Source organism: Actinoplanes sp. NPDC000266 (genome assembly GCF_042899005.1).
Classification (GTDB): Bacteria; Actinomycetota; Actinomycetes; order Mycobacteriales; family Micromonosporaceae; genus Actinoplanes.
Map to the genome: position 1 here is coordinate 740,203 of NZ_JBIAZI010000001.1, position 20,673 is coordinate 760,875.

Annotated in this window: 17 protein-coding genes and 1 pseudogene; 5 read left to right on the forward strand and 13 right to left on the reverse strand. The window is 70.4% G+C overall.

The features are described from left to right. Nucleotides 1-2: 2 nt before the first annotated feature. Nucleotides 3-3,128, reverse strand: a complete 3,126-nt coding sequence (locus ACFY36_RS02945) for a N,N-dimethylformamidase beta subunit family domain-containing protein (protein ID WP_499744188.1) — start codon at nt 3,126-3,128, stop codon at nt 3-5. Nucleotides 3,129-3,342: 214 nt separating this feature from the next. Between ACFY36_RS02945 and ACFY36_RS02950 the strand changes: the two genes are divergently transcribed. Then, nucleotides 3,343-3,663 (forward strand): ArsR/SmtB family transcription factor, encoded by a 321-nt coding sequence (locus ACFY36_RS02950; RefSeq protein ID WP_499744847.1) that lies wholly within the window; start codon nt 3,343-3,345, stop codon nt 3,661-3,663. Here ACFY36_RS02950 and pepN read toward each other — a convergent pair. From pepN to ACFY36_RS02965, 3 genes are read right to left on the reverse strand one after another with little or no spacing between them, the layout of a single operon-like run. After that, nucleotides 3,648-6,077, reverse strand: coding sequence for an aminopeptidase N (pepN, locus tag ACFY36_RS02955; RefSeq protein WP_499744189.1), 2,430 nt, complete (start codon nt 6,075-6,077; stop codon nt 3,648-3,650). The two genes, ACFY36_RS02950 and pepN, sit on opposite strands and share 16 nt — an antisense overlap. A gap of 44 nt (nt 6,078-6,121) precedes the next feature. Then, nucleotides 6,122-6,928: an MEDS domain-containing protein gene (locus tag ACFY36_RS02960; RefSeq protein WP_499744190.1), complete on the reverse strand. Its 807-nt coding sequence runs from the start codon at nt 6,926-6,928 to the stop codon at nt 6,122-6,124. A 19-nt stretch (nt 6,929-6,947) separates the two neighbouring features. After that, nucleotides 6,948-7,970, reverse strand: a complete 1,023-nt coding sequence (locus ACFY36_RS02965; protein ID WP_499744191.1) for an anti-sigma factor RsbA family regulatory protein — start codon at nt 7,968-7,970, stop codon at nt 6,948-6,950. A gap of 170 nt (nt 7,971-8,140) precedes the next feature. On the opposite strand from ACFY36_RS02965, the gene ACFY36_RS02970 reads away from it, so the two are divergent. Together ACFY36_RS02970 and ACFY36_RS02975 are read left to right on the forward strand one after the other, a co-directional pair. Then, entirely contained in the window at nt 8,141-8,821 is a 681-nt protein-coding gene (locus ACFY36_RS02970; protein WP_499744192.1) for a hypothetical protein, read from the forward strand. An 82-nt stretch (nt 8,822-8,903) separates the two neighbouring features. Beyond that, nucleotides 8,904-9,692, forward strand: coding sequence for a maleylpyruvate isomerase N-terminal domain-containing protein (locus ACFY36_RS02975; RefSeq protein WP_499744193.1), 789 nt, complete (start codon nt 8,904-8,906; stop codon nt 9,690-9,692). 342 nt (nt 9,693-10,034) lie between these two features. On the opposite strand, the gene ACFY36_RS02980 is transcribed toward ACFY36_RS02975, so the two are convergent. The 4 genes from ACFY36_RS02980 to ACFY36_RS02995 all read right to left on the reverse strand — a co-directional run bounded on the left by ACFY36_RS02980 (nt 10,035) and on the right by ACFY36_RS02995 (nt 14,847). Continuing rightward, complete coding sequence (locus ACFY36_RS02980) at nt 10,035-11,426, reverse strand: glycoside hydrolase family 43 protein (RefSeq protein WP_499744194.1); 1,392 nt, start codon at nt 11,424-11,426, stop codon at nt 10,035-10,037. A gap of 204 nt (nt 11,427-11,630) precedes the next feature. Continuing rightward, the gene (locus ACFY36_RS02985) at nt 11,631-13,235 is read right to left on the reverse strand and encodes a hypothetical protein (protein ID WP_499744195.1); all 1,605 of its coding nucleotides are present in this window, start codon (nt 13,233-13,235) and stop codon (nt 11,631-11,633) included. Between the two features lie 8 nt (nt 13,236-13,243). Beyond that, on the reverse strand, nt 13,244-14,122 hold the full coding sequence (locus ACFY36_RS02990) for an ABC transporter ATP-binding protein (protein ID WP_499744196.1): 879 nt from the start codon (nt 14,120-14,122) through the stop codon (nt 13,244-13,246). Continuing rightward, nucleotides 14,122-14,847, reverse strand: a complete 726-nt coding sequence (locus tag ACFY36_RS02995; RefSeq protein WP_499744197.1) for a hypothetical protein — start codon at nt 14,845-14,847, stop codon at nt 14,122-14,124. The genes ACFY36_RS02990 and ACFY36_RS02995 overlap by 1 nt, the downstream gene beginning before the upstream one ends. Nucleotides 14,848-14,956: 109 nt before the next feature. On the opposite strand from ACFY36_RS02995, the gene ACFY36_RS03000 reads away from it, so the two are divergent. After that, complete coding sequence (locus tag ACFY36_RS03000) at nt 14,957-16,291, forward strand: sensor histidine kinase (RefSeq protein ID WP_499744198.1); 1,335 nt, start codon at nt 14,957-14,959, stop codon at nt 16,289-16,291. A gap of 47 nt (nt 16,292-16,338) precedes the next feature. After that, nucleotides 16,339-16,941, forward strand: coding sequence for a LuxR C-terminal-related transcriptional regulator (locus tag ACFY36_RS03005; RefSeq protein ID WP_499744848.1), 603 nt, complete (start codon nt 16,339-16,341; stop codon nt 16,939-16,941). Between the two features lie 209 nt (nt 16,942-17,150). Here ACFY36_RS03005 and dhaK read toward each other — a convergent pair whose 3' ends face one another. From dhaK to ACFY36_RS03030, 5 genes and pseudogenes are all read right to left on the reverse strand, one after another. Then, the gene (gene dhaK / locus ACFY36_RS03010) at nt 17,151-18,146 is read right to left on the reverse strand and encodes a dihydroxyacetone kinase subunit DhaK (protein ID WP_499744199.1); all 996 of its coding nucleotides are present in this window, start codon (nt 18,144-18,146) and stop codon (nt 17,151-17,153) included. Continuing rightward, nucleotides 18,143-18,487, reverse strand: a complete 345-nt coding sequence (locus ACFY36_RS03015) for a DAK2 domain-containing protein (RefSeq protein WP_499744849.1) — start codon at nt 18,485-18,487, stop codon at nt 18,143-18,145. The genes dhaK and ACFY36_RS03015 overlap by 4 nt, the downstream gene beginning before the upstream one ends. 252 nt (nt 18,488-18,739) lie before the next feature. Further along, nucleotides 18,740-19,039 (reverse strand): annotated as a pseudogene (locus tag ACFY36_RS03020) (dihydroxyacetone kinase family protein); the annotation flags it as partial. Next, nucleotides 19,036-19,806 carry an HAD-IA family hydrolase gene (locus ACFY36_RS03025; RefSeq protein ID WP_499744200.1) on the reverse strand — a complete coding sequence of 257 codons (771 nt, stop codon included), beginning with the start codon at nt 19,804-19,806 and terminating at the stop codon, nt 19,036-19,038. The pseudogene ACFY36_RS03020 and the gene ACFY36_RS03025, both read right to left, overlap by 4 nt. Then, complete coding sequence (locus tag ACFY36_RS03030) at nt 19,800-20,660, reverse strand: class II fructose-bisphosphate aldolase (protein WP_499744201.1); 861 nt, start codon at nt 20,658-20,660, stop codon at nt 19,800-19,802. The genes ACFY36_RS03025 and ACFY36_RS03030 overlap by 7 nt, the downstream gene beginning before the upstream one ends. Nucleotides 20,661-20,673: the final 13 nt, after the last annotated feature.

Genomic DNA, 20,673 nt, shown 5'->3' on the forward strand with positions numbered 1-20,673 from the left:
GTCTACCCCTCGCTTTGGAAAAGGACGTCGACCCAGTAGTTGGCCGACTGCCAGGTGTTCGTGGGGAAGCCTCCGCCCGTGCCGTACCGGTAGACGCCGTTGGCGCCGTCGACGCCGTTGGCCAGGGCGTGCAGCGGGCCGTTGTCGACGCCGTTGTTCGCGAAGAAGCCGGTGTCGGCGGCGTAGTGGCCGGCGGGCGCGTAGTAGGAGACGACGTACGTGGTGTTCGCGGTGATGGTCACCGGCGAGGAGAAGGTGGCGGTCTGCCAGCCGGTCGCCGATTCGCCGGTGAAGGTGACCGTGGCCAGTGGGGTGCCGGTGTTGGACCACAGGCGGCCCAGGTGGGTGCCCGTGTTGCCGCTGCCCTTGTAGAAGCGGACGCCGGTGACCCGGCCGGCGACGTCGGAGCGGAAGCGCATGCCGAGCTCGACCGCGGCTGTCTCCGGATCGGCCGGGGTGCCGGGGACGGCCGTCGAGGGCCAGACCGAGTACGTGGTGGTCGTGGGGGCCGCGGTGGTGGTGAACGACCAGCTCACGGGGGCCATGGTGTTACCGGCGAGATCCTTGGCACCGCTGACCGATATCGTATATGTCGTATTTGCGGCTAGGGGTGCCGCCGGCGTGAAAGTTGCCACGCCATCGTTGTAGGCGGTTGCGCCGGTGACTCCCGCCATCGTCATCACCACGCCGGACACCGGCTCGCTGAAGGTGGCGCTCGCATTGGTGGAAATCGCCACGCCGGTCGCCCCGGACGCGGGACTGCGGGTGGCCACCGTCGGCGGGGTGGTGTCGGGTGCGGCGGTGCCCGGGGTGAAGGCCACGTCCACGTAATAGTTCGCGCTGCGCCAGGCCAGGGTCGGGAAGCCGGTGCCGAAGCGGTAGACGCCGTTGACCCCGTCGGTGCCGTCCCGCAGCGCGTGCAGCGGCGCGTTGTCGTACGCCTGGCTCGCGAAGTAGTCGGTGTCGGCGGCGTAGCGGCCGTTCGGCGCGTAGTACGAGACGACGTACGTCGTGTTCGGGCTCAGCGTCACCGGTGTCGACAGGTTGGCCTGCTGCCAGCCCGAGGCCGACTCGCCGGTGAAGGTGACCGACGCCAGCTGGGTGCCCGTGTTCGACCACAGGCGCCCGACGTGCGTGCCGGTGTTGGCGCTGCTCTTGTAGAACCGGATCGCCGTCACCTGACCGGCCACGTCGGTGCGGAACCGGGTGCCGATCTCGGTGCCGGTGCTGTCCGGGTCGGCCGGCGTGGCCGGGGTGACGTTGGCGTTCCAGATGCTGCACGGGCAGGTCCGCGAGCCGACGGTGACGGCGCGGGTCGCGTCGGCGCCGACGTTGCCGCTGTCGTCGGTGGCCCGGACCCGGATGGTGGCCGCCCCGGTGGTGCCCGGACGCCATGTGTACGTCCAGGTGGCCCGGCCCGAGGCCGGATGCCAGGTCGCCCCGTCGGTGGAGACCTCGACGCCGCCGGCCACCCCGCCGCCGGTGTCGGCCGCGGTGCCCGAGATGACGGTCGGCGAACCCACGGGCACGGTCGCGCCGGCGGCCGGCGCGGTGATGGTCGCGGCCGGCCCGGTGGTGTCGGCCGAGGCGGTGGCCGCGGTCAGGCCGGACTGGATGGTGCCGGGCTGCACGCCCATGTCGGCCAGCAGGTTGACGGTGGCCTGCCTCATCGGCGTGCTGGCGGCCCCGGAGCCGCGGTCGTGGTTGCTGTCCAGGCCCCACGACCACTGCACGGTGCCGGCGCCGAAGACCAGGGCGCCGCTGGGCGCGCGGTAGAGCGTCAGGTTGTGGGTGGCGCTGCCCGTGGCGTACGTCGAACCGTAGTCCTGCAACACATCGAGGCCGGACGCCGTGGTCGTGGACAGCTTGATCAGCCCGCGCGGCCGGAACCCGTTGTCGGCGTCCTCGTCCCACTCGTAGCCGACGGTCCCGGTGCCCAGCGTGGCCGTGGCCCCGGCGGCCTGCGTGGCCACGGTCGTGCCGCGCCACAGCCGCATCTTGCCGTCCGCGGCCGGCACCTGAAGGTTCACCGTGCCCGCGTTCACCTTGAAGACCGTGCCGGTCAGCGCGTTCTCCGGCCGGTTGCCGTCGGCCGGCGGGCTGAACCGCGGATCACGCCACGTGCCGGTCCAGGCCGGATCGGGGTCGATCTTCCCGTTCGCGTGGGTCTCCTTATAGGTGACCATCGTCCGGTACGAGTTCTCCCACCGCGTCTTCCAGAACACCTCGTTGCCGCTGAAGAACGCCAGGTTGACCCCGGCGTCCCGGGCCGCCTCCACGTTGGCCCGCTGCTGCCCCGACCAGTACTCGTCGTGGCCCACGGAAAGGAAAGCCCGGTGGTTGCGCAGCAGCGCGCCGTTGCGGTCGGCGTCGACCCCGGCGATGTAGCTGACGTCGTACCCGTTGGCCTCGAGCCACCGCACCATCGGATATTCGGCGTTGTAGACGTAGTCCTCGGCCCCGGTCCCACGGGTGGTGATGGGCCGGTTGTAGCTCACCTTGTAGGCACGCCCCACCGGCGAGCCGACATAAAGACTGTTACCCCCATATTGGTTGTACGCCTGCCAGGTCGAGTCCGAGGTCTGGAAGACGATCCCGGAGTGGCTGGAGTCGTCGCGCACCACGAAGTGGATGTGGCTGGCCCCCGAGGTCCCGTCGGTCCGCACGAGCCGGGCGAAGTAGATGCCGGACACGGCGGTGGTGGGCACGGGCCAGGAGGCCGAGACGGCCCAGTTGCCACAGTCGACCAGCCCGGTGGCGGCCTGGCTCATGCACCCCGGCTGGCTCTGCGCCCCGGCCGGGTTGACCGACGTGATGAGGCGCGCCCCGTTCCCGCCGTAATACCCCATCCGGTAGATGTCGACCCGGTAGGAGGAGGCCGACGAGTCGATCTTGAACTGGACGGTCTCGCCCACGTTCACGCTGATCTGCGTAGGGAAGCCCTGAAGGGCCGAACTGCCGTACCCGGAGATGTCCCAGGTGCTCTTCGGCGTCCCGGCTTTGCTGTTCTCACAAGCGATCGGATTGACCAGCGGCGCGCAGGCATCGGCGGCCGCCGGCTCGGCCCCGGCCACGGACAACCCCGTGACGGCAAGGGCAAGAACGAGAAACGTCCTGAGTGTACGCACGCGTATCGCCTCCCAAACGCAGACGCAAAGCATGCGAATGCGTCGACCCCTGATCTGTCGGGTCGCCGACACCCGTGTCCGGCGTGGGCGAAGTGCGCAACTAGTCGGCCCGGTCAGGGCCACGGCGCTGACCGGACCGGACGCAATTCCCGCCGATCAGAGGATTCCGAACCGGATAGTTCATTGGCAGGTGTACTGTTCGGCCGTGGAGACGATGACGCACGGGCAGGTGCTGGCGCGCTTCGGGCACGCCCTGTCGGACCCGACGCGGGCCCGGCTGCTGCTGGCGCTGCGCGACGGCCCGGGTTATCCGGCCGACCTCGCCGAGCTGATCGGCACCACCCGGCAGAACCTGTCCAACCACCTCTCCTGCCTGCGTGGCTGTGGCCTCGTGGCGGCCGTCCCCGAGGGCCGGCGCCTCCGCTACGAGCTGGCCGACCCCCGCCTGGCCCACGCCCTGGGCGACCTGCTCGGCCTGGTCCTGGCCGTCGACCCGGCCGCCTGCCCCGACGCGGCCGATCAGGGCTGCTGCTGACCGCCCCGGGTGCGGAGCATGCGGCGCACCTCGTCGGCGTATTCCAGGACCGTCTGGCGTACGACCGGGGCCGTGGTGGCGGCGACCTCACCGGCCCTCGTCAGGAAGTCGGCGGTGACGCCGAAGCGGGGGAGCAGCCGTCCCGCGTAGACCATGGACGGGATCATGCCGCCCCGGGCGAAGCCCGGCAGCAAGGACAGGTAGCTGTCGCCGTAGCCGGACAGGAGCTCCTCCTGGCCCGGGCGCCAGAAAGCCGTCGTCACCATGCGCATGGCACTCATCGGGACGGCCCGGTCGACGGCCAGCATCTGCCACATCGCGGACTTCTCGGCCTCGTCGGGGCGGGCCGCCCGCACGGCCAGGGCGCGGTGTGAGGCGTCCGGGTCGGGGTCGTTCTTCAGCAGTTCGGCGACCTCGGCCCGGGTGTCGCCGCCGAGCTCGGCCTTGCGGGTCAGCAGGCGCCACCGGAGGTCGACGTCGGCGCCCGACTGCAGCATCGCCACGGCGTCGAGGTCGGGGGCCGAGCGGGCCAGGCCGCGCAGCGCCACCTGGCGGCGGGACGGCTGCTCGGCCAGCCGGGCGCAGAGGGCGAAGAACTCGGCCATCAACTCGGGGCGGCCGGTGTCGCCGGCCCACAGTTCGGCCGCGTCGCCGGCCAGGCGCAGGTACGGCTCGATCACCGTGTCGGCCGTCTCGACGGCCAGGACCGAGGCCACGCAGTGGACCGTCTCGGCCGGGGTCGCCTCGCCGTTGGTCAGCATGTCCCAGACGGTGGCCACCGCGACGCCCCGCGACACTGCCGTCGGCAGCGCCCCGGCGTCGTCCATCAGGGTCGGCCGGTCGGCGGCGGACGGGCGGGTGGTGGCGAACGTCAGATCGTCGTCGTTGACCAGATAAAGGGCGGCGCCGGCCGGCAGCTCCACCGGCGTCTCCTCCTGGTGGACCTCGACCCGGATCACCGCCCTTCGGGTCAAGCCCTTCGGACCGCGGTCGTACGCCCCGACGGCCAGCACCTGGGGTCGCGGGGGACCGGCGGGACCGCTACCGGTCAGCGTCCGGCCGTCGAACGTGAAACGGTCGGTGCCGGCCGTCTCCAGCCAGCCGGCCCGCCACGCGTCGAGGTCGCGCCCGGACGTCTCGGCCAGGGCGTCGGTCAGGTCCCGCAGCGTGGTGCTGCCCCAGGCGTGCCGGGCGAAGTACTTCTTCATGCCGGCGACGAACTGCTCCTCACCGACGTACGTCATCAGCTGATGGAGGACCGCGGCGCCCTTGGGATAGGTGATCGCGTCGAAGATGGACGCGGCCTCGGCCACGTCGCGCATCGGCTGCCGGATCGGATGGGACATCGGGCCCTGGTCGGCCAGATAGGCGATCAGCTTGCCGCTGGCCAGCATGCCCACCCGGGCGTCGGTGTGGCGGGTGGCCCGCTCGGCCGCCCAGTAGCAGGCGAACTCGGCGAACGCCTCGTTCAGCCACAGGTCGTCCCACCAGCGCATGGTCACGATGTTGCCGAACCACATGTGCGACAGCTCGTGCAGCAGCACCACGGCCAGGACCTCCTGCTCGGCCGGGGTCGGCTCGGAGCGCCGCAGGAAGGTGTCGTCCCAGGTGACGCAGCCCCAGTTCTCCATGGCCCCGCCGAAGTCGGGCATGAACACCTGGTCGTACTTGCGCTGGGGGAACGGCATGCCGAAGACGCCGGCGAAGAAGGCCAGGCCCTGCTCGGTGACGGTGAAGATCTGATCGGCGTCGCGGTCGAGCACGGGCGCCAGCGAGCGCCGGCAGAACAACCCGAGGTCGTGGCCGCCGGCCTCACGCCGGATCTCGTGAAGCGGGCCGGCGTTGACGACCGTGTTGTAGGTGGCCAGTGTCGGAGTGTCGGGGAAGGCCCACCGGCGTACACCCGCAAGCTCCTGAATCTCGGGGTGGCCGGAGTTGGAGGTCACCGTCCACTGATCGGGAGCGGTCACGGTGAAGGCGTGCGGCGCCTTGAGATCGGGCTGGTCGAAACAGGCGAACAGATGGCGGGCCTCGTCCGGCGCGAAGGACGTCCAGACGTAGACCTCGCCATCGGCCGGGTCGACCGACTTGTGAACGCCGGGCCCGTCGGACGTGTCGGTCTGCCGGGTCTCGACGCGCAGCGTGTTGTGCTGGGCCAGATCGGTCAGGGCGATCCGGCCCTCCTCGGCCGCGGGCAGCGGTTCGCCGTTGAGGGTGGCCGAGACGACCGGCGCCACGCAGTCGGCGAAGGTGGACGCGCCGGGCTCGCGGCAGGTGAAGGTCACGGTCGACACGCAGGTCACGGCGGGCCCGGTGGGCAGCTCGGTGAAATCGAACGCGATGTCGTAGCGGTCCACGGCGATCAGCGCGGCCCGCTGCTCCGCCTCGGCCTGGGTGAGACTCCGGGGGCTCATCCGCCCGATAGTAGGACCTCGGGCGCGGGCGGCGCTGCCCGGTTTCACCACTCTCGGCGACGGGGCAGCGCGTCCTGGATCAGGTCCAGCGTGGCCTCCTGAGCGGCGGTGGCGCGCAGGGTCAGCCCGGCCACCTCGGCCGCGGTGCGGGCGACGGCGGCCAGGGCCCGGACGTCCAGAAAGGTCATGGCGGTGATGTCGAGGGTGGCGCCCGGCCGGAGCCGGCCGAGCAGGGCGGTGAAGGCGGTCGCGTTGCCCATGTCGGTCTCGCCGGACAGGACAAGCAGCCGGTCATCGTCGAACGACCGGTGCCGCAGCGGCGAGCCGGCCGCGAGGTTGGCCGGATGGGCGCGGCAGGCGGCGGCGAGATGCGGACGGGCGAAGACCCGGGTGTCGTACTGGCAGACGGCAGTAAGCTCGCCGTCGCTGAACAGCCGCGACGAGGCGGCCTCGAAATCGGCCAGGGCGCCCGGGTCGGCCGAGGCCGCCCAGCTCATGTCGACGCTGACCCACAGTCCCGTGAAGCCGTCGGCCACGGCCTGGCGGGTCGCGGCCTCGTACGCCTGATGCAGATAGCCGGGGTCGAACCGGCCGAGCGCCCACTGAACCTGCCGGCTGTCGCCCACCTGAACCTGGTCGCCGGCCTCGGCGACGGCGCGGCTCCGCCGGTCGCAGAGCCGCCGGAAGGCGCCGAGACCGTCCCGGTGCTCGCCTCCCGGGAAGATCAGCACCCGCGCCGACGCGGCGATCGCCCGCTCGGCGAAGGCGACGGAGGTCTCGGCGAACGCCGCGGGCGACGAGAAGGCGGCGCCGGCGTGGTCCCCGGGCTCGACGCGCAATGCCGGTGTCACGTTCCGGCCCGTCCGGCTGTCATGTTCCGGCCTCCGGCTGTCCTGTTTCGGCCTCCGGTTGTCCTGTTCCGGCCTCCGGCTGTCCTGTTTCGGCCTTCCCGGCGACCAGGCGGATGGTGAAGCCGTCGGGGCCGTGGTCGAAGGTGACGAAGCCGCAGGCCTGGAAGGCCAGCCACAGGCCGAGGCCGCCGCGGGCGGCCGTGGCCGACGTGGGGAAGAGGCCGGCGAAGGGCTCGCGGGGACCTTCACCGGCGTCGGTCACGGCGACGACGATCCGCTCGGCGGAGCTCCACAGGCGTACGGTCACCGGCGGCTTGCCGTGCAGGATGGCGTTGGACACGGCCTCCGAGGCGCCGAGCACGAGCCCTCGGACGTCGTTCTCCGGCAGCGAGGTCGAGTGGCCGGCCCGGGTGATCGCGGTGCGCACCGGCGCGGGAAACGGATCGTGGAACGTCGCCGCCGGCGGCCCGTCCTCGAGCGGGTCACGCCAGGCGGCCCGGCGACCGGCCAGAAACGTTTCAGGGACGACGAAGCCGGAATTGGCGGCGTGGGTGGCGCCGTCGGCGATGAAGGGATGCGTGCTCCGCACGTCGGCCATCACGTCGGCCGGAAGCAGGCGGGTGTCGTACGGGCACAGACCCCAGACCGGGAAGTCCTCGAAGGCCCGGTTCACGGCGGCCTCGTAGCGGGCCCACCAGTCCCAGGGCGCGCCGGTGCCCGGGTGCGGCACCTCACCGGTGAGGCGCACCTGGGCGGGGCGAGTGGTCCCGTACTCCCGGAGCATCCGCCGATAGCGGTCGATGGCCGAGGCCGGCCGCGCGTACTGCAGGCCGGCGTCGATGTATTTGATCCCGTGGCCGGTGCCGAGTACCTCGGTGACCAGCCCCTGGTGGTGACGGGTGAATGCGGCGACGACCGGCTCCCCGGCTTCGAGCCCGCCGGTGAGGAACGGGACGACGACGTCGAGGAAGGCCTGATCGGAGTCGTAGAAGGCAGCTTCGTGAAAACAGCCTAGGTGCCCTGCGGCTGCGCCCGATCTCATGTGATTTCGTCCGATGGTCGTGCCGCCCTCTCGGCGACGTCCATGCGGCCACGCTGCCCGATAGCAGCGGCCCACGCAACGGAGTCACACGAACGGCATCATCCGAACGGCGGAGGGCTGACGTCACGAGGCACCGTAGGCTGCGCACGGCCAAGACGCGAGAGGATCTCATGGTTCGCAGAGCCCCGGACATCGACTGGCCGGTGATCCTGCTGGTGGCCGCCATCGTCTTCAGCTTCGCCGCCGCGGCGTACGCGGGCTTCCAGCTGGGCCACGACGAGGACCGCCCGCCCAGCGCCGCCCGCCCCGCACCGCCCGCGATCAACGGCCCTGCCGGAGGGGCGATCCCGGTGTCGGTGGCCCCCGCGCCGTCGTCCTCCGCCCCGCCGTCGCCCGCGTTTTCGTCGCCCGCCCTGTCGTCGCCCGCCCTGTCGTCGCCCGCCTCGCCGTGGGCCGCCTCGCCGTCGCCCACCTCGCCGTTGCCCGCCGGGCCAACCGCGCCTTCCGCCTGGACCGAGCGGATCATCGCCGGCACGAGCGTCCTCACCGCGGGCCAGAGCTGGTCCACGAACCGCTTGACCCTCACCGTGACCACGGGCGGCGACTTGACGCTCCGCGACCAGGGCCGAACCGTCTGGCACACAGCCACGACAACCGGCGTCAAGCTGGTCATGCAGAACGACGGCCACCTGGTCCTCTACGACGCCACGAACGGCACAGCGTGGAGCAGCGGAACAGCCGGCAACCCGGGAGCCGTCCTGCGCTTGAGAGCGAACGGCACCATGGCCGTCACCCTGAACGCCCGCACGCTTTTCCAGACAGGCACAGCAGATCCATCCCCACCAGCGTGACCGCCCCTTCTCCTCTCGCCCGTCCTACTGCCTGGCGCGGCAAGCGTGATCGGCCCGGCTGAGGCCGATCTAGGCTTCGGGCATGACATCGTTTGCTGCCCGCACCATCGCGGCCCTCCGTTCCGAGCACGACGACCTCGCGGCGGCCGTCTCCGCTTTCTCGCCCGCGCAGATCGAGGGCCCGTCGGGCGCCTCGGACTGGACCGTCGCGCAGGTGCTGTCGCACCTGGGCAGCGGCGCCGAGATCAACCTGGCCGTCCTGCGCGGAGGCACCGGCGAGGGCGAGGTCCCGGGCCCCGGCTTCAACGAGAGCGTGTGGGACCGCTGGAACGCCTTGACCCCCGAGGCGCAGGCCACCGGCTCGATCGAGTCGAACGCCAAGCTGGTGGCCGCCTTCGAGGCCCTGACCCCCGACCAGCACGACAAGCTCGCGATCAACCCAGGCTTCCTCCCGCAGCCCATCCCCCTGGCTTCGTTCGCCGGCATGCGCCTGAGCGAGGTGGTCCACCACGGCTGGGACATCCGCGTAGCCGCCGACCCCGCCGCAGCCCTGGCCGCGGGCCCCGCTGACCTGCTGGCCGAGCATTTGGCCGGCGGCTTGAGCTTCTTCCTGGGCTTCATCGCCAAGCCCGACGCGGTACGGGAGCCGGCCGTAGTAACGATCGCCGAGACCCCGTACAGCATCGTCCTGAACGAGGGCGCCCACTTCACTAGAGAAGCCGGCACCCCCACGGCAACGTTCGAGGGCCCGCTCGAGGCCGCGCTGCGCCTGCTCGCCGGCCGCTTGACCCCGCCACACACCCCCACCGACGTCAAGGTCACAGGCAACATCACCCTCGACGACTTGCGCGCCACCTTCCCCGGCTTCTGACCCGTCCCGCGACCGGCGCCGCTCACCTCCAGCGGCCGCTCGGCTCTGTCGGCTGGCGTCGGTCGGTTCCTGCCGCGCCACCCGCGGACGCCCGCGCCGCCCGCGGATGCCCGCGACGCCCGCGGATGCCCGCGACGCCCGCGGATGCCCGCGCCGCCCGCGGATGCCCGCGCCGCCCGCGGATGCCCGCGCCGCCCGCGGATGCCCGCGCCGCCCGCGGATGCCCGCGCCGCCCGCGGTGAGCGCCGCGGGCGGCCATCACCAGCGCCGTCCGCCGCCCGGCTTGTGGCGGCGGCCGGCGGGTGGTGGGGCCGGGCGTATGGGGGCAGCGGCTTCAGCCGTTCAGGACACTCGGAACGTGGCGTCCTCCCGGTCGGTCGCGCTCGAACTGGAGCTGAGTGGGTCGATGCGGAGCAGGTAGTTGGCGTGGCGCAGGTAGCGGTCGGGGAAGTTGTAGGACCGGAACGACGACCATCCCGAGTTACCGAGGCCCGCGACACGGGTGAACGTGGCGTCCGCTCGGAACGTCGCCGTGCCGTCGTTGGCGTCAAGCCGTACCGCGTAGTTGCTGTGCCGCAGATAGCGGCCCGGATAATTGACCGACTCGAAGGACACGCCGGCGCTGTCGGCCAGCCCGGCGACCATCCGCCACAGCTGGTCCTGATGCGGGTCGAAGGGGTAAGCGTCGATCCGCCCGATGTTGTCGGCGTGCCGAACGTACCGATCGGGGAAGTTGTACGACTTCAGCCGCACCCAGGCGGGCAGTCCCCAGCGAGCGACCAGCCCGTCGTACTCGGCCCCGGTGATGCCCACGATGGAGCCGTGCTTGGCGTTGAGCGGCGGCGTGAAGTCGCGCTGGTTCAGTGCCGTCCACGAGTTCGCCCCAACGTTGGACGTCGTCCACGCGTAGAAGTCGTTGTTGACCGGACTGAACGAGTCGCCCCACAGCCGCCAGTCGCTGCCGCTGTTGTTCTTGATCAGCAGCGGCGCCTCCATCTGGCTGCCCTGCCGCAGCCCACTCGTGTAGGTGGTGTAACTGTTGGCCGCGCCGGTGGACGACCGAGCCCCGTAGATCAGGCCGTTCGAGAGGTTCTTGTAGTACAGGTAGAACGTCGAGCCGTCGACCACGACATCGCCGTCGAGCACCGGGAACCCGGGGCTGAAGTAGACCTCGTTGGCACTGACCGTCCGGAAGTCCGACGTGTAGTTGACCATGAAGACGTCGGTGCCGTTGTTCGCCGAGTAGACGATCGCGTACTGGTTGCGGGAGGCCACCCAGAACGCCGTCGGCGCCCAGGTGTGCGTGGCCAGGCCGTGCATCCGGACACGGCGATATCCGGTGAAGCTGCGCAGGTCGACCGAGTCCCAGACGTGCAGGTACTGGTTGTTCTGGCCGAAGTCGGTGCCGTTGAGATCGGTGGCCAGCACGACGAACGTGCCGTCCTGTTTGCGCAGGATGAACGGGTCGCGCAGCCCGAGCGTCCCGGCGGTCGGGGTCACCACCGGGTTGTTCTGGTTCAGCGGCCGCCAGTTCAGCCCGTCGGTGCTGACCGCCAGGTGCAGCCCGTAGTTGGCGCCGCTCATGTTCGGTGTCTCGGTGAAGTACGCGAACACGTACGCCGTGTTCGCGGCCAGCGCCGCCGACGGCGCACCGAGCACCACGGCGCCGCTGGTGGCGGCGGTGAGCGCGCTCATGGCCGCCAGCCGGGTGAAGTCTCTGCGGGTCAGGCTCACGGGGATTCGCCTTTCTCGGAGGGGACAGCGTTCGCGCGCGCCGTGATTTTGGTGAACGTTCACTATCGTGTATGTCGGTCCGGGCCGTCACGCTGAACTGGAAGATCACTTCCCTGACATCGACGTACGTAAGATCTAAATGGCGAGCGCGTATCGAGAATGTTAACGATCACAGACCTGCTGTCAATCGATGAGTTGTGCCGTTCAGCGGAAGCGTTGCCGCACACCCGCGGCGGTGAGCGCCGAGACCAGCAGGAGCATCGCCGCGGCAGCAACCGTGACCGGTGAGGGGCCGCCGGGCAGGACACCCATGTAGTCGAGGCCCGCGACATCGTTGACCACGAGGTACCAGAGCAGCGGATAGACGGCTTGAAAGAAGCGCTGCGTCCTGCCGATGACACCCAGGGCCAGCGCCAGTGCCGGAACGAAGACCGCTCCCGCGAGCCAGTCCGCCAAGCGACCCTCCACTGCCATGACCAGGCCCGGCCCGATCCCCACCGCCGCCGTCAGCGCGACGCCGCTCAGCCACTGCGCCAGCACGCGCAGCACTGGACCCGGACAGGCTCCGAGTAACGCTTCGGCGCCCTGCTCACGGGCTTGGCAGCCAAGCCGCGACCAGACCAGCACCGGCCAGATCCACGCCGCCGCGAGCAGCCCCGAAGCACCGGCGGGCAGAGCAAGGCCCGCCACCACGAGCGCCGCCGCCCCCAGCCACCACCACCGCGAGACGCCGCCGACGAGAATGCGCACCTCACCGATCACCATCCGGCCGAAGCCCCATCCACCCCGTGGCCGGCGGCCGGCCACCTCGTGCGAAGCCCGGCGCCCCCGATGTACCCGCTCCGGGTGAGCAGCCTGGTGCTTCCGCCCGTGATCCGGACGCTCGGGGTACGTGGGCTGGAATGTGAGCACCGGCGCCGCCTCGTCGATCGCTTCTGCCGTCGCCGGCTTCCCTCGCCGAGCACTCGCTCCTTCTCGGTCGAAGCGGTCGAACCAGAACACAGGCAGGAGCGCGGCGGCAGCGGCCAAGGCCATCAGCAATAAGCGCTGGGCGGCGAAGGCCGACGAGAAATCGACGCCGGGCCAGGGGACAGGGTGCGGCGGGACGTCCATGTACATCAAGCCGAGCGCCAGGTCGGTGACCTTGAAGCCTTGGGCCGCCAGGCCGTCGCGTAAGGACTCCGCGAAGGCGTTGACACCCAGACCGCCCAGGGGAGCGTTCGCCGACTGCCCGGCGATCAGGGCGACCAATGAAACGAAGAGCCAGATGATGTTGCCGAGCCCGCCACGCAGCACGGGCGTGGTCTCGAAGACGACAGCCGCGGCCGCGGACACCGCGAGCACGGGGAGCGTGAAGAGTGCGAACGGTGTCAGCAGGTCGGCAATGTCGACGGAGCGGGACTCGCCGCGAGCCAGCTGCATGACCAGCGCCGCCACGGCCAGCGCGGCGGACATCGAACCGAGCACCAATAGATTGCTGAGAAACTTGCCGAGCAGATAGTCGCCGGTTCGCATCGGCGTGGCGGCCAGAAGCTCGCCTACACCGGTCTGCCGGTCGCGTGCGATGGCCGTACGTATAACGAAGAAGCCTCCGGCGGAGAGCCACAGCGCTCCGGCGAGCGCGGTGACCGTGCCGACATAGGCACTGTCGTAGACGCCGCGGTAGGCGCCCGCGTTGACGATCGTCCAGTGGTCACCGGTGGCCGGTACGGCGAGGTAGCCGAGTCCGACGGCCGCCAGGAGGACGACGGCGTAAGCCGGGCGGCGCACCCGCTCGCGGAAGTCGGCAGCGGCCAGCGCGGCCCACATCCCCGGCCTCATTTGGCCACCTGCCGGAGATCGCCGATCACTGCCAGGTAAGCGTCCTCGAGGTCGGGCCGGATAGCCACAGCGTCGGGCGCGGGCGGATCAGGGGAGAGCAGCCGCAGGCGTACGCCCTCCGCCGTGCGCACCATCCGGCTGACAGTGTGCCGTGCTTGCACGGCGGCGAGCGCCGAGGGCGGGACGGTCAGCTCCCACACCTGGCCGTTCACGGCCCGCAGCAGATCATCGGGACTTCCTCGGCGGAGAACACGGCCGCCCGCCACGATGGCGATGTCACCGGCTACTGATTCGATGTCGGAGACGATGTGGGTGGACAGCAGCACGAGCCGGTCGACGGCCAGCTCGGCGAGCAGGTTGCGGAACCTCACGCGCTCCTCCGGATCGAGGCCGGCGGTGGGTTCATCGATGATCAGTACTCGGGGATCGGCCAGCAGCGTCTGCGCGATGCCCACCCGGCGAAGCATGCCGCCGGAGTAGCCACCGAGCGGGCGCTTGGCCGCCTCGGTGAGGTGCATCAGTGTCAGCAGCTCGTCGATGCGGGCGCGAGCCGGCCGGGCGGGCAGACCCTTGACCGCGGCGAGGTAGGACAGGAACTCGCGGGCGGTCAGGTGGGGATAGACACCGAAGTCCTGCGGGAGGTAGCCGAGGCGTCGGCGGAGCACGTCGGGCCGGGCGACGACGTCCGCGCCCTCGAACAGAACCTGTCCGGTGGTCGGTCTCGTCACCGTGGCAGCCACCCGCATCGGTGAGGACTTCCCGGCGCCGTTCGGTCCCAGCAGACCGACCACACCAGGGCCGAGGCTCATGGACACACCGTCGACGGCGCGCTTGCCGCCTCGATACACCTTGGTGACATCGATCAGCTCGAACATCAGTGTGCCTTCCGTACTTGAGCCGTGCGGCCGTCTCCTGCGGTCGCCTCGACGGCGCGCTTGCTGGCCGGGTCGCTGCGCAAGTCCGTACGGCCGGGCGCGGCGGTGACCCGATAGGTCTCGGGACCGGCGGGCAGCACGATGTCGACCGAGCCGCCGGCACGGGCCTTCACCCGGCGGGGCGGGCTGGCAAAACCCAGGTGGACCCCGCCGTCACGGGACGAGACCTCCACGTCAGGCGAACGGGCGTCGGTGACGTCGGCGTTCAGTCCCGCGTCGAGCCGGAGCGGACCGGCCGGGCTCTCGACCCGCAGCCAGGAGTCGGACACCGTCGCGGTGAGCGCGGCGCCCAGGCCAACGGCCCGGACAGGAGAGTCGCTGGTCACCGTGACGGCGACCCCGGACGGCACCGCCACGACATGCCGGCCGCCGCAATCGGGCACGAAGCCGCTGCAGGTGACGCGCAGCCGGAGGGTGTCGACGCTGAGAGACCACGAGGCATTGCCCTCGACGGTCGCCTTGCCGGTCAATGACCGTTGCACTACGACGGCGTCGCCGGTGCCGGCGACCAGCCGCAGATCGCCGCCGTCGTTGTCGATGGCCAGCCGCTCGCCGGACAGCGCGAACTCGTGGCGGTCTTCACTCGTCTCGTCGACGGCACTCAGGTCGGTGCACCCGGCGAGGAACGCCAGCAGGAGCAGTGGGATCAGAGGCGTGAGTCGCATGTGCTCACCCGATCATCGGGCGGGCATGCCGGGCACTACGGCCAGGCACCGTAAAAGAGTATGCCTAGCCATACCGCGCGGCGGGCGGCCGAGAACTAGCGTGGGCCAAATGTCGACGCCACACACCGCGCTGGAAGCGGTCACCCGCCGCCGATTCCTGGCGTCCGCGTGGCCGTGGCGAGCCGTTGCCTACCTGTTGACCACCGGCCCGGTAGTGGCCGTGGTCGCGGTTCCGATGGTGCTGCTCGGCCTGCCGTGGGCGATCCTGCTGCGGCGGGTCGTGACCTGGAACGATCCTTCGCTCGTCGAGCTGGCCTTCTTACTACTGGGTGGCTGTCTGCTGATCGCCGGGCTCGGCCCGCTGGTGGCCGTGCCCACGGCCGAGGTGGAGCGTCGACGCCTGGCTTTGATCGACACCCGGCTCACCCGGTCGGGCCATCGACCCGTGCCGACCTCACAGCCCCTCGTATGGCTGCGGACCCGCTACACCGAGGCCGCCACCTGGCGCGCCCTCTGCTACGCGATCCTGCTGGTCGGCGCCGTACCGATCTGGTACGGCACGGTGCTGATCCTGCTGGTCGTCATCGCGGTCGCGGTGGCCGGCCCGCTCCTGGTCGACGGCCACGACGCGGTCTCACTCGGCCTCGGCACGGTGACGACGGTCAGCGAGGCTCTCCCCTGGGCGCTGTTCGGCGTCGCGCTGCTGCCCGCCGTGCCCTACCTGCTGGCGGCCACCGCCGGCGCGCACGCCGCCGCGGCGCGACTGCTGCTGTCCGCGCCCGCCGACACCGATCTGCGGGCCGAGCTGACCGAAGTGGCGCGGTCCCGGGTGCGGCTCGTCGACGCGTTCGAGGCAGAGCGCCGCCGTATCGAGCGCGATCTGCATGACGGCGCTCAGCAACGGCTGGTCAGCCTGACCCTGCAACTTGGGCTGGCTCGCGTTGACCTGTCTGACGACTCGCCTGCCGGTCAGGCCGTCGCGGGCGCTCACGAGCAGGCCAAGCTGCTCATGGCCGAGCTTCGTGAACTCATACATGGCATCAGGCCGCAGACACTGACCGAGCTCGGCCTACCCGGAGCGTTGCGGGAGCTGGCCGATCAGGCGCCGATCCCGGTGCGGGTCCGTGCCGACGTGCCCGCGCGGCCGCCACCCGGCGTCGAGTCGGTGGCCTACTTCGTGGCCGCGGAGGCGCTCACGAATGTGTTCAAGCACAGCCGGGCCACGTCGGCCGCCGTGACGGCAGTAGCGGAGGACGGTGTCCTGATTGTCGAGGTTCTCGACGACGGCCAGGGCGGGGCCGAGCCAGCACGCGGCACCGGGCTGACCGGCCTGGCCGACCGAGTGGCGGTAGCGGATGGGCGCATGTTGCTGTCGAGCCCGCTGGGCGGGCCGACCCTGATACGGGTGGAGATCCCTTGTCGACCGACCGACCGATTCGAGTAGTCCTCGCCGAGGACGGTGTGCTCCTGCGTGAAGGGCTGACCGGGCTCATGGGCCGGTTCGGCTTCGATGTGGTGGCGGCCGTCGGCGACGCGGACGCGCTGCGTGCCGCCGTTTGGGAGCATCGGCCCGACCTGGTGCTGACCGACATCCGGATGCCGCCGTCCTTCACCGACGAGGGGCTGCGGGCGGCGGTCGAGCTGCGACGTGAGCACCCCGGGCTGGCGGTGATCGCGTTGAGCCAGTTCGTGCAGCAGGGCTACGCGGCCGACCTGCTCGACTCGCACGGTGGGCGCGGCGTGGGATATCTCCTGAAGGACCGGGTCGTCGACGTCGAGGAGTTCGTGGCCGCCGTGCGGCAGGTGGTCGGCGGGGGCACTGTCGTCGATCCGCAGGTGGTTCGGCAGTTGCTGCGCCGCCATCGCGATCCGGTTGTTCAGCTGTCTCCACGGGAACGCGAGGTGCTCGCTCTGATCGCCGAGGGGCAGTCGAATGCCGCTATCGCCCGCACGCTGGTCCTGTCCGATCCGGCCGTCGGCAAGCATGTCGGGAACATCCTCGCCAAACTCGATCTACCGCCCACCGACGACACGAACCGCCGCGTCCTCGCCGTCCTGGCCTACCTCCGCAGCGATTCCACCTCCGGCACGTAGACCGCAACCGCACCCGAGGGCCGTGACACTCGGGTGCGGCGGAGCCGTGAGCGCCGGAGGCAGGGCGGGCGGTGCGGTGGAGGGCAGGGCAGGGCAGGACGGGCGGTGCGATGGAGGGCAGGCGGGCGGTGCGATGGAGGGCAGGCGGGCGGTGCGATGGAGGGCAGGCGGGCGGGGTGGCGAAAGACGGCGCGGTGGAGGTGGGGTGGTCAGAAGATGCGGACGGCGGCCTCGGCGGGGGCGGTGAGTAAGGGCTCGATCTCGTCGTCGAGGCGTACCAAGGTCAGGGAGGCTCCGGCCATGTCGAGGGAGGTGCAGTATTCGTTGACGTAGCTTCGGCCGATGGTTATGCCTCTGTCGGCCAGGCGCTGGTGGGCTCGGCGGTAGAGGATGTAGAGCTCGCTTATCGGGGTGCCGCCCAGGCCGTTGATCATTAGGGCTACGCGGTCGCCGGACTCGTAGGGGAGGTCGGGGACCACGGCGTCCAGCATGTCGTCGACTATCTGGTCGGCTGAGGTCAGTTTGCGGCGTTCGCGGCCTGGTTCGCCGTGGATGCCCACGCCGAACTCGATTTCGTCGGCGCCGAGTTCGAAGAGGGGTGAGCCCTTGGCGGGTGGGGTGCAGGCGGTCAAGGCGACGCCCATGGTGCGGGTGACGTCGTTGACCTTGCGGCCTATGCGGAGGAGGTCGTCTATGGAGGCGCCCTGTTCGGCGGCGGCGCCTACGGCCTTGATGACGAAGAAGTTGCCGGCTACGCCCCGGCGGCCGACCGTGTAGAGGGAGTCCTGGACTGCTACGTCGTCGTTGATCGTGAGGATTTCGCAGCGTACGCCGTCGGCCTCGGCCATCTCCTTGCCCATGTCGAAGGCCATGCGGTCGCCGGTGTAATTGTTGACCAGGAGGAGGACGCCCTTGGGAGAGGCGAGCAGTTTGGCGGTCTCGTAGACGTAGTCCATCGGCGGGGCGGCGAAGACGTCGCCGGGGCAGGCCGCGTCGAGCATGCCCTTGCCTACCGCCATCACGTGGGCCGGCTCGTGGCCGGAGCCGGAGCCCTGGACGATCGATACCTTCGACTCCGTGGGGGCGTCGGAGCGCATGATCAGGTTGTAGGCGGGGATGTATCTGAGGGTGCCGGGGTTGGCCAGGGCCACGCCCTCCAGCATTTCGGGGACGTAGCTCTTCGGATCGTTCACGAACTTCTTCACGACGGCGCTCCTTGCTTCCAGGTCTCGCTGATTCGTTCGGCGATGACCGCCACCGCCATGGCGCCGGCGTCGACCGAGCCCCTGCTGCGTTCGCCGGTGTACGCAGCGCGGCCCCGCTTCGCGACCATGCCGCTCGTGGCGTCGGCCGCCTCCCGGGCCGCGGCCGCGGCGGCCCGGACCGCCTCCTCGGCCGGGGCGCCCTCGCTCACGGAACGGGCGAGGCTGTCCGTCAACGGCACCAAGGCGTCCAGGAGCGTCTTGTCGCCTACATCGGACTGGCCGCGTGCCTTGATCCCCTCGACGGCCGCCCGCAGCATCGCCACCACGACCGGACCGGTCACATCCGGGCGGTCCGCCGTGTCCGCCGCGCTAGCTGCGCCCGGCGGGCTTGGCGTGTCCGGTGCGCTAGCTGCGCCGGGCGGGCTTGGCGTGTCCGGTGCGTTAGCTGCGCCTGGCGGGCTTGGCGTGTCCGGTGCGCTAGCTGCGCCGGGCGGGCTTGGCGTGTCCGGGGCGCCCGTCGTTTCCGCCGCGCCGGCCAATGTGTCGGGGGCTGTGGTGCTGGTGGCGCCTGCCGTCCCGGCCGCGCTGGTCGTGTTGTCAGGGGCTGCGGTGGCTGCTGCGGCGCCTGCTCGGATGAAAGCTGTGCCCCATATCGGGCCTGATGTGCCGCCAATGCGGGAGGCTATCGTCATTCCTGTGCGCTTGAGGAAAGCCCCGGATGATGAACGGTCCAAGTCGTCCCAAGTTTCCAGGAGCTTTTCGAAACCTCGGGCCAGTGAATAGCCGAAGTCGCCGTCGCCTACTACCGAGTCCAGGTCGCCGAAGTATTTTTCGTTTTCGATTGCTGTCTGGGCGATTGTTCGGACCACCCACTCTGTTTCGGTGATGCTCATTCTGGTCCTCCGGGAAGGCAGGCTCTCAGGTCGTCCAGGGTTACGAAGTCGCCTGGGTGGGCCCCGCCCCTGTTGGCCAGCACCTCTATCGGCGGGCGGCCCGGGTCGCCCAGCTCCGAGACCACCAGCGTGGCCTCCGTGAAGTCCTCGTCCCGGGTGTATCCGTTCACTGTCACCAGGCATCTCAGGCCGGCCGCGGTTGCGGCCAGCAAACCGTTTCGGGAGTCCTCGACCACCAATGTGTCGTCTGGCGACAAGCCCAGGCTCTTCACCGTCAACTCGTAGATCGCGGGATCCGGCTTCTTCGCCGACACTATGTCGCCGGCGAAGACCGGTACCTTGGTGACCAGGCCGCCTATCGCGTTCTCCAGGACCGCCCGCACCGACTCCTCGGCCGACGTCGATGCCACCGCTACCGTCCAGCCCTCGGCTAGGGCCTCTCGGATGACCCGGGCTATGCCGGGGCGGGGTGGAATGTGGCCCTCGGCCACCAACTGCTTGAAAGCCGCCGTCTTCGCCTTGTGCCAGGTCGTCAGCTTTTCGGTACGGTGGGCGTCGCCCACCGCCGCCGCGAACGCCGGATCGTCGAACAGGCTGGCCATTCTTTCCTTGCCGCCGCCTATTCTCAGCTTCTCCCCGTACTCTTCTTCGCTCCAATGGGCGGGCAGGCCGAACCTCTCGAACGTGGCGTTGAACGCCGGCAGATGGCCGTAGCGCTCCGTGTCGGCCAGCACCCCGTCGCAGTCGAAGACCAATGCCGTCACCACGCCCGGCCCGCCCCTCCGAAGAGCCGGATGTGGTGCCTCGCCATCTCCAGCACCGCCGACCGCTGATGGCGGAACAACGCGGGCGGATCCCATTTCCCCGATTCCTCGGCTGTGCGAAGGTGCGCCAGCGACGACTGCATGTAGCTCTCCTTCAGCGCCGTCGAGATGTTCACCTTCGCGCAGCCCCGGGCGATCAGGTCGGTGAACTGGTCGTCGGACAGGCCCGTTCCGCCGTGCAGGGCCATCGGCACGCCCGTCGCCGCCACCAGGTCGCTGACCCGTTGCGCGTCCAGCTTCGGCGCCTTCTTGTACTGGCCGTGCGCGTTTCCGATGGCCGGGGCGAAACAGTCGACGCCGGTGTTCTTGATGAAGTCGACCGCCACCTCCAGCGACTGGACGCGGGACGCCTCGTCCGAGCCGATGTCGTCCTCGACGCCCTGGATTCCTTCTATTTCGCCCTCGACGTGCGCTCCTGTACGCCTCGCCTCCGCGACCACCTCCGTGGTCTGCCTCAGGTTCTCCGCGACGTCAAGCTCGTGTGCGTCGAACAGCACCGAGTTCCAGCCTCCGGCCAGGCAATCCGAGATGACCGTACGGTCGGGACAGTGGTCCAGGTGCAGCGTCACCGGCACGTCGACGTCGCGGGCGAGCGTGTGGAAGATCTCGTGGAGCTGCCTCCGGCCGTACATCAGAACGGTCTTGACCGAGGTTTGCAGGATGACCGGCGCGCGCTCCTCGACGGCCGCCGCGAGCACCGCCTCGATGCTCAGATCGTTGACGATGTTGAAGGCGCCGACCCCGTAACGGCCGGCCAGCGCGCGATCGAGGATCTCTTTCATCGGCACGACGGGCATGAGCCCAGTCAAG